Source organism: Vibrio sp. V08_P9A1T1, assembly GCF_963874405.1.
GTDB lineage: Bacteria > Pseudomonadota > Gammaproteobacteria > Enterobacterales > Vibrionaceae > Vibrio > Vibrio anguillarum.
In genome coordinates this window covers 1-13,890 of the sequence record NZ_CAWNIB010000312.1, presented here as the reverse complement: position 1 = coordinate 13,890, position 13,890 = coordinate 1, and the positions used below count along the sequence as shown (strand labels likewise).

Annotated in this window: 13 protein-coding genes; 5 read left to right on the top strand and 8 right to left on the bottom strand. The window is 45.1% G+C overall.

All coding sequences use genetic code 11. The features are described from left to right. Positions 1 to 8 precede the first annotated feature (8 nt). The 3 genes from AACT21_RS16275 to rlmM are packed head-to-tail and all read left to right on the top strand — an operon-like array spanning position 9 to position 2,396. A complete protein-coding gene (locus AACT21_RS16275) occupies positions 9 to 920 on the top strand; it encodes a transcriptional regulator GcvA (RefSeq protein WP_026027676.1) in 912 nt (303 codons plus the stop codon). Beyond that, the gene (locus AACT21_RS16270; protein ID WP_013857395.1) at positions 910 to 1,308 is read left to right on the top strand and encodes a DUF423 domain-containing protein; all 399 of its coding nucleotides are present in this window, start codon (positions 910 to 912) and stop codon (positions 1,306 to 1,308) included. The genes AACT21_RS16275 and AACT21_RS16270 overlap by 11 nt, the downstream gene beginning before the upstream one ends. Next, positions 1,305 to 2,396 carry a 23S rRNA (cytidine(2498)-2'-O)-methyltransferase RlmM gene (rlmM, locus tag AACT21_RS16265; RefSeq protein ID WP_017045575.1) on the top strand — a complete coding sequence of 364 codons (1,092 nt, stop codon included), beginning with the start codon at positions 1,305 to 1,307 and terminating at the stop codon, positions 2,394 to 2,396. Before AACT21_RS16270 ends, rlmM begins: the two co-directional genes overlap by 4 nt. 44 nt (positions 2,397 to 2,440) lie before the next feature. On the opposite strand, the gene xni is transcribed toward rlmM, so the two are convergent. The 5 genes from xni to queF all read right to left on the bottom strand — a co-directional run bounded on the left by xni (position 2,441) and on the right by queF (position 9,807). Next, positions 2,441 to 3,226, bottom strand: coding sequence for a flap endonuclease Xni (gene xni, locus AACT21_RS16260; RefSeq protein ID WP_094164172.1), 786 nt, complete (start codon positions 3,224 to 3,226; stop codon positions 2,441 to 2,443). Between the two features lie 118 nt (positions 3,227 to 3,344). After that, positions 3,345 to 4,712, bottom strand: a complete 1,368-nt coding sequence (ppnN, locus tag AACT21_RS16255; protein WP_019282950.1) for a nucleotide 5'-monophosphate nucleosidase PpnN — start codon at positions 4,710 to 4,712, stop codon at positions 3,345 to 3,347. Positions 4,713 to 5,013: 301 nt separating this feature from the next. Beyond that, positions 5,014 to 6,570 carry a GGDEF domain-containing protein gene (locus tag AACT21_RS16250; protein ID WP_094164171.1) on the bottom strand — a complete coding sequence of 519 codons (1,557 nt, stop codon included), beginning with the start codon at positions 6,568 to 6,570 and terminating at the stop codon, positions 5,014 to 5,016. A gap of 109 nt (positions 6,571 to 6,679) precedes the next feature. Then, entirely contained in the window at positions 6,680 to 8,947 is a 2,268-nt protein-coding gene (locus AACT21_RS16245; RefSeq protein WP_094164170.1) for a tetratricopeptide repeat protein, read from the bottom strand. Between the two features lie 14 nt (positions 8,948 to 8,961). Next, positions 8,962 to 9,807 (bottom strand): NADPH-dependent 7-cyano-7-deazaguanine reductase QueF, encoded by an 846-nt coding sequence (queF, locus tag AACT21_RS16240; protein WP_094164169.1) that lies wholly within the window; start codon positions 9,805 to 9,807, stop codon positions 8,962 to 8,964. Between the two features lie 98 nt (positions 9,808 to 9,905). Here queF and syd point away from each other — a divergent pair, with 98 nt between their 5' ends. Both syd and AACT21_RS16230 read left to right on the top strand, forming a co-directional pair. Continuing rightward, positions 9,906 to 10,451: a SecY-interacting protein gene (syd, locus tag AACT21_RS16235; protein ID WP_176430210.1), complete on the top strand. Its 546-nt coding sequence runs from the start codon at positions 9,906 to 9,908 to the stop codon at positions 10,449 to 10,451. Between the two features lie 2 nt (positions 10,452 to 10,453). Beyond that, positions 10,454 to 11,230 carry a Zn-ribbon-containing protein gene (locus tag AACT21_RS16230; protein ID WP_094164168.1) on the top strand — a complete coding sequence of 259 codons (777 nt, stop codon included), beginning with the start codon at positions 10,454 to 10,456 and terminating at the stop codon, positions 11,228 to 11,230. A 93-nt stretch (positions 11,231 to 11,323) separates the two neighbouring features. Here the strand turns inward: AACT21_RS16230 and AACT21_RS16225 are convergent, their stop codons facing one another. The 3 genes from AACT21_RS16225 to metN are packed head-to-tail and all read right to left on the bottom strand — an operon-like array spanning position 11,324 to position 13,884. Continuing rightward, entirely contained in the window at positions 11,324 to 12,133 is an 810-nt protein-coding gene (locus AACT21_RS16225) for a MetQ/NlpA family lipoprotein (RefSeq protein WP_013857385.1), read from the bottom strand. 49 nt (positions 12,134 to 12,182) lie between these two features. Then, complete coding sequence (locus AACT21_RS16220; RefSeq protein ID WP_017044205.1) at positions 12,183 to 12,860, bottom strand: methionine ABC transporter permease; 678 nt, start codon at positions 12,858 to 12,860, stop codon at positions 12,183 to 12,185. Beyond that, positions 12,850 to 13,884, bottom strand: coding sequence for a methionine ABC transporter ATP-binding protein MetN (gene metN, locus AACT21_RS16215; RefSeq protein WP_094164173.1), 1,035 nt, complete (start codon positions 13,882 to 13,884; stop codon positions 12,850 to 12,852). Before metN ends, AACT21_RS16220 begins: the two co-directional genes overlap by 11 nt. Positions 13,885 to 13,890: the final 6 nt, after the last annotated feature.

Below are 13,890 nucleotides of genomic sequence, written 5' to 3'. Positions count from 1 at the left end.
GTGTACCTATGTCCAGAAGATTGCCACCATTAAACTCGCTGAAAGTGTTTGAAGCGGCAGCTCGCCAGCTGAGTTTTACTCGCGCTGCGGAAGAGCTATTTGTGACACAAGCCGCAGTCAGCCATCAAATCAAAGCGTTAGAGGAATTTTTAGGGTTAAAGCTATTTCGCCGTCGTAATCGTTCTCTGCTATTGACAGAAGAAGGGCAAAGTTACTTTCTCGACATTAAAGATATCTTCACCGCACTCTCTGAAGCCACCGATAAGGTACTAGAGCGCAGTGAGAAAGGGGCATTAACCATTAGTTTACCGCCGAGTTTTGCAATTCAGTGGCTCGTGCCGCGTCTGGCCGATTTTAACCAGCAAGAGCCGGATATTGATGTGCGTATCAAAGCGGTTGATATGGATGAAGGTTCGTTAACCGATGATGTGGATGTGGCGATTTATTATGGGCGAGGTAACTGGCCTGGTTTACGCGCGGATAAGTTGTATCAAGAGTTTTTGATCCCGCTTTGTTCTCCTTCACTGCTGTTAGGCCCTAAGCCTTTAGAAACACTGGACGATCTAACACGCCATACGCTGCTACACGATACTTCACGTAAAGATTGGAAACAGTTTGCCAAAGAGAACGATCTTGAAGGGGTGAATGTCAACCATGGCCCCATCTTTAGCCATTCGACCATGGTGCTGCAAGCGGCGGCGCATGGGCAAGGTATCGCACTGGGAAATAACGTGCTAGCTCAGCCGGAGCTGGAAGCGGGTCGCTTGATTGCGCCTTTTGACGAAGTGCTGATGACTAAAAATGCTTTCTATGTGGTCTGTCACGAGAAGCAGGCCGATATGGGGCGCATCGCCACTTTCCGTGATTGGATGCTCAAAAAAGCCAGAAGGGAACAAGAGGTATTGTTAGATGAAGAGTAAGTTATTGCTCACTATCGCGGCTTTTATGGCGGGCGTTGGTGTCGCTCTAGGAGCTTTTGCGGCGCACGGCCTAAAAGCGTATTTAACCCCTTACTTGCTTTCGGTGTTTGAAACGGGAGTGCAGTACCAATCGATTCACGCTTTAGCCATATTAGCGTGTGGTATTTTGCTGCGTTGTCGTTTGGGATCGAAAGCACAAAAATATTTTTTCATTGCGGCAATTTGCTTTATCATCGGCGTCCTTTGTTTTAGCGGCAGTCTTTACGCTTTAGCACTCACGGGCATCAAGTGGTTTGGCCCGATCACGCCATTTGGTGGCGTGTTCTTTATGCTAGGGTGGGGAGTGTTTGGCTATGCAGCACTTAATATTCAAGAGGTGGACCAGTGAAACACGTAATGCTCTATTGTCGTGCAGGCTTTGAAAAAGAGTGTGCCGGAGAGATCCAAGATAAAGCGACTAAGCTAGAGGTTTTTGGTTTTCCTCGTTTGAAAAACAATACGGGTTACGTTTTGTTTGAGTGCTATCAGGCCGGTGATGCTGATAAGCTGATTAAAGAGATCGATTTCCAATCGCTTATTTTTGCTCGTCAGATGTTTGCGGTAGCGGCGGAATTTAGCGATTTACCTAAAGATGATCGTATTTCGCCTATCTTATCTGAACTCGCCGAACTTGAGGGTTTTCCGCGTTGTGGTGACATTCGCATTGAAACGCCAGATACCAATGAAGCGAAAGAGTTGCTCAAATTTTGTCGTAAGTTTACCGTGCCATTGCGTCAAGCGTTACGTGGCAAGGGGATTCTATCTAACAAAGAGTCGGCGAAGAGACCTGTGCTACATGTCTGTTTTATTCAACCCGGCCACTGCTTCGTCGGGTATTCGTACACCAACAATAACTCGCCTTTTTTCATGGGTATTCCTCGTTTGAAATTCCCAGCCGATGCGCCAAGTCGTTCCACACTGAAGTTGGAAGAGGCTTTCCATGTGTTTATTCCTCGTGAAGAGTGGGATGAACGTTTGGCTCCGGGAATGTGGGCGGTAGACTTGGGTGCATGCCCGGGGGGCTGGACTTACCAACTGGTGAAGCGTTCGATGTTTGTTCATGCTATCGACAACGGTCTAATGGCTGAAAGTTTGATGGACACAGGACAAGTGAAACACCATGCCGAGGATGGTTTTAAATTTGAGCCGCCACGCAAGAACGTGACTTGGATTGTGTGTGACATGATTGAAAAGCCAGCTCGTGTTGCGCATTTAATGGGGCAGTGGATCCTCAAGGGTTGGGCGAAAGAAGCCATCTTCAACTTAAAGCTGCCAATGAAAGGGCGCTATGATGAAGTTTTACAAGATATTGAAAATCTAAAAGTTTTTCTGATTAAAAATGATGTAAAGTTCCGCATGCAGGCAAAGCATTTGTATCATGATCGTGAAGAGATCACAGTGCATGTCCAATGCTTGTCGAACATCTCTCCGCACTAATGCTCCAATAGGTTAATTTAACGCTCCTTTCTAGGAGCGTTTTGCTATTCTGGATGGGATACTTGCGCTGAAAAGCGAATGTCTTGCAAATTAAAACCGAGCTCTATATCGGTCTTTAGTGTGGCAATGTGTTTGCAGACTCGCGCCATATCGATCTGCTCATCAAATTTTTTACGGTATTTCTTGGCCAAATCAGCACTGGCGTAGGCCGCTTCTATGTCGGGAAATTGCGTTAATATCTCTTTTGCTGCTTTGGGACCAATGCCAGCAATGCCGGGAACTTGGCTTGAACTGATGCCCGTTAATCCCCAAAAATCGGTTAATTGGCTCGGCTTTACGCCAAATTCCTGTTCAATAAAGGGTTGATCTAACCAACGATGTTGAAAGTAGTCACGAATTTGTAAAGTGGGGGAGAGCAGTTGGCAGTAGCCTTTATCGGTTGAAATGATCGTTACTTTTTCATCGTGGCTTGCCACTTTCGTGGCTAAGGTGGCCACCAAATCATCGGCTTCATCACCTTCCGAGAGCAGTGAATCAATCCCTAATTCCCACCATGCTTGCTGAATGGCGTCTAAGCCAAGTTGCAGTGCTTCTGGCATCGGCTTCCGGTTCTGCTTATAAGTCGGCAGAAGTTGTGCTCTCCAGCCCCGGTCTTGTAAGTGATGATCAAACACGGCGATGATGTGGGTCGGTTTAGCTTCATTGATGATACGGTGCAAGGTGCGCGAGGTTGTCTCTATGGTTCTTGCCATATCGTTAGGATCGGGTTGTGCGGAGTGCACCCGACGGATCAAATTCAAAGCATCAATGATGACAAGGTGTAAAGACATAACGACCAAAAAATAAGGGCTTAATAAGCCCTTATTGTAATGATCTCACTTAATATTGCCACTCATCCCCGGCATAAGTTATTTTTGCCTTTAATGGTTAATGGTTAATGGTTAATGGTTAATGGTTATTGGTTGCAATTTTATAGCAAGGTTCATAAGCACTTCCACCGGGTAGCTTCATTCGGTGTTGTGCAACGAAGTCTTTTAGTAATAAATCCATTTTTTTCATTAATTGGGCATCGCCATCGATGATGAATGGGCCGTGACGTTCAATTTCTCGAATGCCTTCCGCTTTCACATTACCAGCAACAATGCCAGAGAAGGCGCGACGCAAGTTAGCAGCGAGTACTTCTGGTTTTTGGTTTAGGTGTAAATCCAAGTTGGCCATACTGTCGTGAGTCGGTTCAAAAGGCAGTTGGAACTCAGGCTCGATTTTGAGGGACCAGTTGAAACTATAAGCATCACCACTATCTTTACGATGCTGACGAACCAGCGGCATCGCTTGGCTCATGATACGCGCCGCTTTTTCTGGATCATCAATGACGATTTGATAATGTTGGCGTGCTTTTTCACCTAATGTTTCGGCAATGAATGTGTCGATTGAACGGAAGTAGGCTTCGCTCTCTTTTGGCCCAGTCAGTACAATTGGCATTGGTTGGCTTGCGTTATCTGGGTGCATCATGATACCCAAAATGTACAGCAGTTCTTCCGCTGTTCCTGCTCCACCGGGGAAAATAATGATGCCGTGCGCCATTCGCACAAAAGCTTCTAGTCGTTTTTCAATATCCGGCATAATCACCAGTTCGTTCACAATCGGATTTGGTGGCTCGGCGGCAATGATCGATGGTTCGGTTAAGCCAAGATAGCGTTGTGCGGTATAGCGCTGTTTAGCGTGTCCAATGGCGGCCCCTTTCATTGGCCCTTCCATAGCGCCTGGTCCGCAGCCTGTACAAATGTTCAGTTCACGTAAGCCCAGTTCATGGCCCACTTCCCGCGTATATTGGTACTCAGTAGGGTTGATAGAGTGTCCACCCCAACAAACCACTAAGTTAGGTTCAAGACCGGGAACCAAGGCACCGGCATTACGCAAAATACCAAACACTAAGTTGGTGATGTGAATGGCATTGGTGAGATTTAGGCGCTGATTATCCGCCAGATGCATGTTGACATAAACGATATCGCGTAGGACCGAAAACAGATGTTCTTGAATTCCTTTAATGATCTGCCCATCAACAAAGGCATGTTCTGGTGGATTCGTCAGCTCTAGCTTGATACCGCGTTCACGGCGCATGACAGTGACATCAAAAGATTTATATTTTTCAAGAAGTTCTTTTGAGTTATCCGTATGGCTACCAGAGTTAAGTACCGCCAAAGTGCAGTTACGATACAGTTGATATAGATCGCTCGACGCGGTCTTTTTTAGACGCTCAACTTCAAGTTGAGAAAGCAGATCCATGCTGCCTGTAGGGCTGATATGAGTAATCATACTGGCCTCCTTAGTTGAGAAGTAAGGAAAATGTCCACGCTACGACTAAAGTTGGTTTTTATATATACCCGCTTAGTATGGAGTATAGGTCATGGTTCGTTTAGTGACGGATGTGCGATAGGACGACATAACTGATTGAAATTACAGTATCAATCTAGTTCTTTTCTCGATTGTTAGGAAATGTTTATGCAAGCAGAGTGTGATGTTAAGCACGCTTTAGTTTGGTTTTGTTCAAATAGCGACCAGTTAAGGCCGCGATTTGAATGGGTTTCTTTTGTCTACATCCGATCTGGACTTGTGTTTATTTCCAAACCACTTGGTTAGGGCCGAAACTCTTGGCTTCTAGTAACGAGCGGCGTAAACGTTCAAGTACTTCCTCTGGCGTATCGGAGTCTTTAAAACAGGTACTCGCGGCTGAAAGTGTAATCGTAATACTCTTGTCTCTGAACTTGAAAGGGAGCCTAGATACATGACGTTGAATGTTTTTTACCACCTTGAAACAGTGATTATCTTCTTGATCGGGAAGTAAAATAATAAATTCTTCACCAGAGAAACGTGCCACGGTATCTGTATCGGATGCTTCTTTGGATATGGTGCGGGCAATAATTTTAAGGGCTTTATCACCTGCCGTATAGCCAAAGCTATCGTTGATAGTTTTGAACTTATCAATATCAAAGATTACGATTCGGAAAGTATGTTGAGCTCTTATCCAGCGCCGATATTCCAGCTCAAGGTGGTCATTAAAGGCCGTGCGATTATAGACTTTTGTCAGTGGATCAAGCAGCAAGCGCTGAGACTGATCTTCCAATCGACGGCGATAATCTTGGGTGAGCTCAAACAGAGCTTCCATTTGATTTTTGCCATAATTTAAGCGTTCAATCAGTGCCTGCTCGCGTTGCTCTGCATGACTTAAGCGTTCAGAAAGTGACGCCATTTCGCATAATATAGGTGAAACGGAGAGCTTAAGATCGTCAATCGCCACAGAATCTTTGATTAGGGTTTGGCTTTGGGTAATCAAAGCGGCGAGTTCAGCATTCATCTCTTGGCGATGTTCAAAGTAACTCTGGCTTTGGTCTGCGTTGTGAGTGCTACTTTTAATGTGTTTTGTGAGTGATGAGTTGACCTGTTCTAAAAACTTCTCAGATGTTTTTCGCTCACTGTTGGTGCCATCAATCACCAGTTTTAGAACCTCTAACGTCAACTCTAAGAGCGTTGATGTCGATACGCCAATCAACAGCTTGGCACGAATATCTACCAGTAGTTCCCCTGATTCACCTTCAAAATCCAATTCAGTGATCAGGTGTTGCAGTTCATCGGATAGCTTGGTCAATAGCTCTCTATCCGCGACATGCAGCTCGCTGATGGCCGTATTCGGGTTCGCTGTTATTATTTTGATTGCACGTTCATAAATCCCAAGCAGTTGAATCGCTTGTTCGGCTTTAGGCTGAGCTTCTGAAAAACTGAGCAGATCACGCAAATCACGCTTAAGTTTGGCGGGTAGGCCAGCAACGCGAAGTAATGTTTCCCCACAATGTTTGATTTGAGAGTCCAAATGAGAGTTTTCTTTTTCCATAACCAAAGTTTGTTGCTTCAACATGCGCTCCAATACGGCTAAGCGAGGTATGAGCGTGCTTACATCTTTTTGTTGCTCTAGAGCTTCACGAAGATCCGATAAATTAATATTTAGCTGATGATCATTACCCTGACACGCCAAGCTTAATGATGCGACGATCCGTTTTAGGACAGTATGTTCTCGTTTAAATTTGAACGAAGTGTCCCTGTGTGTCAAACGAACCTGTTCCAACTGAGTTTTCAGCTGCTGTAACTGTGTTTGAATATCCTGTTCGAGAGCGCCCATGTACAACTAAACTAAACTGCGAGGATCGTTAGGATCCTATTAATTGATTTATCGATAATAACAAATTAATTGCCCACGTCACTGCTTTAACACATTGAATGCCGAGTAATTACCCATCTTTTAGGAGTTTTTTGATGCTCTCCTCATTCTTATAAGAAGAATGTACTTTTATCAACCCTTGATTGATGGCGTGCTTGCATGATTTGCGAATATTGTTGGAGGCAAAACTAGCGGCTGGAGCGTTATCAATTGCTTTTAAGTAGACCCAATGGCTTGCTCCTTCTCTCATACTTAGCTCACGAGCCGTGTTGGTTGCCATCAGCAGAATATCGAGCAGCTCTTTATCATTAATCGCCATATAAGCTCTTGGCAAAAAGGGGTAGTCGGCGATGCCCATCCGTATTGTACGGTTTAAGCGACGTTCAGGTTGAAATTCATCTATCCATTGCTGAATTTGATCGAATGCGATTTCAGGCAGTGTATTGCGATCGGCATTCGGTTCGATATAGAGCAGATTGGAATCTGAAAAGTGATAAATCCGATTCGGTTCTTTGATTTTCGATTTTAAAAACTGACCAAATTGATGCTCCAATTCTAAGCCAGCTGAATAGCCATGTTCTAAGTACATGTTGCGCAGAAAGGGAATATCAATCATCACAAAGCGGAGGCGATCACTCAGTGGCTCGTGGATGAGTTCACCAATATACCACGGCTCAAAATGACGGCTGCTTTTTTGTATCGCTGAAGGAAGCTTAGCATTGAGCATGCGCAAGTTACGCAAGCGAGAGCGAGAATGGGTAAAGAGCGTGCTGTTGAGTTCATCGATTTCTTCATTTTGCAACTGGATAAGGTAGCCTCTACGCAGTAGCAGTAAAAATAAAATGATGGAGATGATAAACAGAATAAAGGCGATCTTTTTGAATTTATTATACTCTTCTTGAGTTTTGAGCAGCGCTTTTTCTTGCCCAACCAGATGTAGGGTTTGTTCTACAAACTCTTTTTGCTGACGAAAAGCATCTTCACTGATTTGGTTGAGTTTTTCTTGGCGTATTTGCGATAGTGCATTGCTGCGTTTTATATTCTCTAAGGCCTGTGCGTACTGACTGTTTTGCTCATAACCCAAGGCCAGTAACCGATAGGCATGCTCTTCAATCTCTTCATCTTGCATCGTTTTAGCAACGTTTAAGGCGTGTTGAGCGTTGCTGATAACCACATCGGTTTGCTTTTGGTGAAAGGCTAATCCTGAATGCAGTAAGTAAGCCTGTGCCTTTAAACGAGGATAATCTTTCAGCTCAAGCAAGTCTTCAGCGCGAGTGAGATATTGGTCAGTTAATGGGTAGTTATAGAGATTAAGGTAGGTCGCCGCCAAACTAATACGCACTTCAATGATTTTTTCCAGATCATTGCGGCTCGTTTCGTGATCGATCACGTTGAAGTAGTGAACGAGCGCTAGATTGTATTTACCTTGCTGGTAATAGACATCGCCCATACGTTGCAATACATCAGCCAAGGCTGGCGACTTGTTATAGCCGTCATAAAAATCGGCGGCTTGAGACAAATGCTCTAAAGCCTTATCGAGCACTTTTCTTTCAAAAAAAAGCTGAGCCAGCAAGGTATTAGTTTTAGCGAGTAGGGCGCTTGAGTTGTTTTCAATCGCGCCCCAATAGGCAACTAGCAACTCAGATAAAGCACGATTGTAAAAGCCATGAGTGAGAAAATGTTGACCGATAACAATCTGATATTCAATCACGGTTTTCGGTGAGGAGATCGAATCAATGTAAGGCTTTAGGTCAGCAAAAAGCTTATTGGCCAGTTCGATATCATTGGCTTTTGAGGCAATTTCTGCTTTGAGCAGGGTAATTTTATAATCGAGACCTTTTGCCAATTGATCCGCATTTTTGATGGCATCATATTGATTGCTGATCGCGCGTAGCGCCTGCCGAGCGGCGCTTGCATCATTATTATTGAGCCAAATTAGACGAGTTTTGAGTATTTGTACATCCGTGGCTAAATAAGGCAATTGATAGTGTTGCGTGAGCTCTTCAGCAAGTTTTAACGCGGCCAGTGCGGCATCCATATTGTGCAACTGGAACTCTGCTTTGGCTAAAATCTTTAACGCATCAACGCTGCTGCCCGGTGTTCTAATCCGACTGTCGCTTTCATCGCGCGCCATCACTGATGATGATTTTTCTGATTTTTCGGCCAACTTGCGCTGAGTCAGATACTCAGTGGCTAGGGTTTTGGCTTGATTCGGTGAGATATCAATCAACCCATTGGCTTCATTTAACATTGGCGACGAGTAGATAGTGGCTTGTGAAGCCAGTGAAAACAGAGCCAGAGTTAAACTGAGCAAAAGTGTCCAGCGCACGTTGATCATCCTAATGCTAATCCTTATTGACGGGCCATACGTTGGTTATGTGTTGGCCGTTCTTGTTCGGTTGAGCGAAATGGGTTGATATCCAAACCGCCGCGGCGAGTGTATCGAGCGTATACCGTTAACTGTGTCGGTTGGCAGTATTGCATAATGTCGGTGAAGATGCGCTCTACACACTGTTCGTGGAACTCATTATGTTCACGAAATGAGACGAGATAACGTAACAGTGCTTCTCGATCAATTTGTTGACCTTGATAATGAATTTCGACGCTGCCCCAGTCGGGTTGATTGGTGATTAAACAGTTCGATTTCAGTAAATGGCTGTGCAGTGTTTCATTGACTTGCTCACCACGCGCGGCACTTTTCAGTAAGCTGGCATCAAATTGGTAACTTTCAATCTCAATATCTTGTCCATCAATGCATTCACCCTGCATAGTTACAATCGCTTGGCCAGTGTAATCGCTCACCGGGTTGAGAGTGACACTGACTGGCGCGCCGGCACAGGCCGATAAATCGTTGGTTAAGCGCTGCGTTACTTCATCCCAACTGGCTACTTTGCTTTGGTTATAGCTATTGAGGTAGAGCTTAAAGGATTTAGATTCAATCAAACTAGCACTTGTCGCAGGGATAGAAACCTCACCAATTGCCACTTGTGGTAACCCTTTTTCATTGAGCCAAGAGAGCTCGTACAAAGTCCAAATGTCACAGCCTTTAAACGGTAAGCTATCCCCCAAATGCAGATCATCACGGTTTAAGCTACGAGGAACAGGTTGCAGTAAGCTTGGATCGTACTGTTTGGCGTAGTCGGTTTTTTTGCCAAGGGTTAACCCTACCAGCGCTTTGGCATCGGAATATTTGCTCATATTTTCACGTCAATTCGATTAGAATAAGCAGAATTTTACGCAATCCTAGGGTTGCTGTCATCACACAAGGCAGCGACTCATCAATTTTGGAGCACTTCATGGCACAAACTGCCGAGCAAGCCTTACTTTCATTTACTCAACGTTATCTTGACGCTTACCAAACAAAGCATGGCGAGTCTCCTCGTAATGATGAGTTGGCTGAGTTGGATTCCCCTTGCGCAGTGATGAACGACCAAGACAGTGTGCTGTGGAAGCCCGTCGTCAGATCGGTTGCAGCTGATTTTTCTAACGTAGAAGTAGCGATTGAATTGACTCTACATTCTGATATTAAAGCCTTTTATGGCGTACAGTTTTGTGCGGACATGCCCGCTAAATGGCAAGGCAACGAGCTCGCTCTATTGCAAGTGTGGAGTGAGGATGATTTTGTTCGTTTGCAGGAAAATATCCTCGGTCATTTGGTGACTCAGCGCCGACTAAAACTCAAACCAACCGTGTTTATTGGTGCAACCGATGCGGAGATGGATGTGATTTCGATCTGTAACCTTTCTGGACATGTGATTTTAGAACGTTTAGGTACCGATAAACGCGACGTGCTGGCCGAAAGTGTGGCCGAGTTTTTCGCTAATTTAGAACCTGTGGTGTAACGATGTACGTGGTTGAATTGCAGTTTGAGTGTTTTGATAACACGACTATCTCGGCGGTAGATAAAGCGATTAATGGCCTAATGGATGCTTTACGCTATAACGGTCAAGTGCTTGGGCGTGAATTCCCCATCGTGATGGGAGAGGGCGAGTTCTTTGTGCGGGTGGTTTGCCCAGAGCAAGAAAGCTTACACCCTAAGTATCATTCTGATTTTGTTAGGGTGTGCCTGAATCGCTTGACGGAGGCTAGTTTGCTGGCTCCGAAAGCCCGTTTGTTGGGGCGCGATCTTAATTCCGAGCAAGCCGCTGATGATGTTTTGCCTAGCTGGCAGATACTTTACACCACTTATGTACACACTTGTTCTCCGCTGCGCAGTGGTGACACATTGCTGCCGATCCCTTTATATCGTAATTCTGCGACCTTAAATGGCGATCATAAAGCAGTGATCAAATGGCAAACAGAGTGGCAGGCGTGTGATGAACTTCAGATGGCGGGTGGTTGCCGAGCAGAACACGCTGCACTGCACGAGATTTGCGATGTGGACAGTGTGCTGTTTATTAGAGGATGGGATTTACGAGGACGAATTGAGTTTTTGACCCACGTCCCTACTTATTACTATCAGTATCGAGTTGGCGGCCAGAGCCTAGCGGACGAACAAGCCAGAAAATGCCCGAAATGTGGGGGAGAGTGGCTACTCAATGAACCGCTGCACGACATTTTCCATTTTAAGTGCGACCCGTGCCGTATTGTGTCCAATATGTCTTGGGATCATATTAAGTAAGCAGGTGCGTGTTGTTGATACGAAAAAGCCGATACATCGCGTATCGGCTTTTCTATTTTTATAGGCTTTTTGCACAGGTAATAGGTTTATTAATTACCAGCCTTTTACTGCACCACCGTCAAAAATTTTCGAAGCGGCTTGGTACACTTCTTCTGTTTGGTAGGCTTTAACAAAGTTAGTCACGTTTTCAGCATTCAGATTTTCTGCACGAGAAACAATGATATTGACATAAGGTGACTCTTTATCTTCAACGAACACACCATCTTTTTCAGGCGTTAGATTGATTGAGCTGGCGTAGGTCGTGTTGATGATCGAGAGCGTAACGTCGTCAAGTGAACGAGGCAGTTGCGCGGCATCTAACTCAACAATAGTGATGTTTTTTGGGTTGGCGACCACATCACGTACCGTTGCCAGTAGGCCTGCACCGTCACGTAGAGTAATAAGGCCTTGCTGTTCTAGCAGCAGTAAAGAGCGACCAAGGTTGGTTGGATCGTTAGGTACCGCAATACGAGAGCCATCTTGAATCTCATCAACCGATTTCACTTGTTTTGAATAGCCAGCAATCGGGTAAACAAAGGTGTTACCTGCAATCGCTAATTTGTAACCGCGGTCAGCGATCTGTTGATCAAGGTATGGCTTGTGTTGGAATGCATTGATATCAATCGAACCATCATCCAGTGCCGCATTAGGAGTAACATAGTCGGTAAACGTTACGAGTTCTACATCTAGGTTGTATTTTTCTTTTGCAATTTTTGCTGCAACTTCAGCAACTTGTGCTTCAGCACCGGCAATGACACCCACTTTGATTTTATTGTTGTCGACCGCTTTTTCACCACAGCCTGCCAGCACGAGTGCTGAAGCGCTAACGGCGAGGGTAAGTAGAGCTTTAAGGCTAAATTTCATGATTAACTCCTTGTTATAAAACGAATCTGTGTTTTAACTTTATTGTGATTTAACGGTGGTCGACACGGCGGACAAACTTATCGCCAATCGATTGAATAATTTGTACTAAGACAATCAACATCACCACGGTGACCGTCATGATGCCTAAGTCGTAGCGATGAAAGCCGTAACGAATAGCGACATCGCCCAAGCCACCGCCGCCAACGGTTCCGGCCATGGCAGAGTAACTTACTAGAGTGACCATAGTGATGGTGACTGAGTTGACAATCGTTGGTAGCGCTTCAGGAAGCAACACTTTACGAATAATTTGGATCGGCGTAGCCCCCATTGACTGCGCAGCTTCGACCAAACCAGTGGGCACTTCCAGCAATGCACTTTCAATTAAACGAGCGACAAATGGAATTGCGCCAATCGTCAGCGGAACAATAGCCGCAGTGGTACCAATAAACGTACCGACAAGCAGTTTTGTCACCGGAATAATGGCCACCATAAGCACCAAAAATGGCACAGAGCGACCAATGTTGACGATGGCACCAAGAATGCGGTTCAGCTGAGTGTTTTCGAGAAGGCCGCCTTTTTTGGTGGTATGTAAAATAACCCCCAGTGGAATACCAACCACGAAACCGACGATGCCCGCGACAGCGACCATGTAGAGTGTTTGCCAGGTTGCCATCAGTAGAAGATCGCCATTCAGGTTTAACCAAGCGGTGATGGTGTTAAAGGACATAACCAAGTACCTCTACTTTTACGTTGTTTTCGCGAAGAAATTCAAGAGCGGCCGTATCGTCCGACTCATTACCAAACAGTTCAGCGACCATCATGCCGAATTTAACGCCACCAGCGTAATCAAGGTCAGAACTTAATATACTGACATCAATATTAAATTTACGGGCAATTTGTGTCATCAAGGGAGCATCAACCGTTGCTCCTGTAAACTCTAATCGCACCAGCGGGTAGCTACCTTTTACGCGAGTGGCTTGCAGGCGAGCTTGGTAATCTTCCGGAATTGATAAATCGAGCGTTGAGCGAATAAATTGATGAGCCAAGGCGGTTTTAGGGTGAGCAAAAATCTCCCCAACTGTGCCTTTTTCAACCAGTTCACCGTCGCCAATAATGGCCACTTCGTGGCAAATACTTTTTACCACATCCATTTCGTGAGTAATTAGCAAAATGGTGATATTGAGTGTGCGGTTGATCTCTTTCAATAGCTCTAAAATCGATTGAGTTGTCGCAGGATCAAGCGCACTGGTGGCTTCGTCACACAGCAATACTTTGGGATCAGAGGCGAGTGCTCGCGCTATTGCAACACGTTGCTTTTGACCACCACTCAGATTTGCAGGATAAGTTTCGCGCTTATCCGTCAGGCCGACCAGTTGCAACAGCTCCGACACTTTCTTTTCAATGCAATTTTTTTCGACACCAGCCAGCTCAAGTGGCAGAGCAACGTTGTCAAATACCGTACGTGATGAAAGCAAATTGAAGTGTTGAAAGATCATGCCAATGTTGCGACGAGCTTGGCTGAGTTCTGATTTGCTCAGTTGAGTTAAATCAACGCCATCAACCACAACCGAACCTGTTGTTGGAGCTTCTAGCATGTTGACACAGCGAATCAGTGTACTTTTCCCTGCACCTGACGAGCCAATTACACCAAAAATAGTGCCTTGCTTAATGTGAAGATTAATCTCTTTCAAAGCATGAATTTCCTTATTGCCTTGATAGAAAACTTTATTTACTTGATTAATTTGAATCATCGGAAA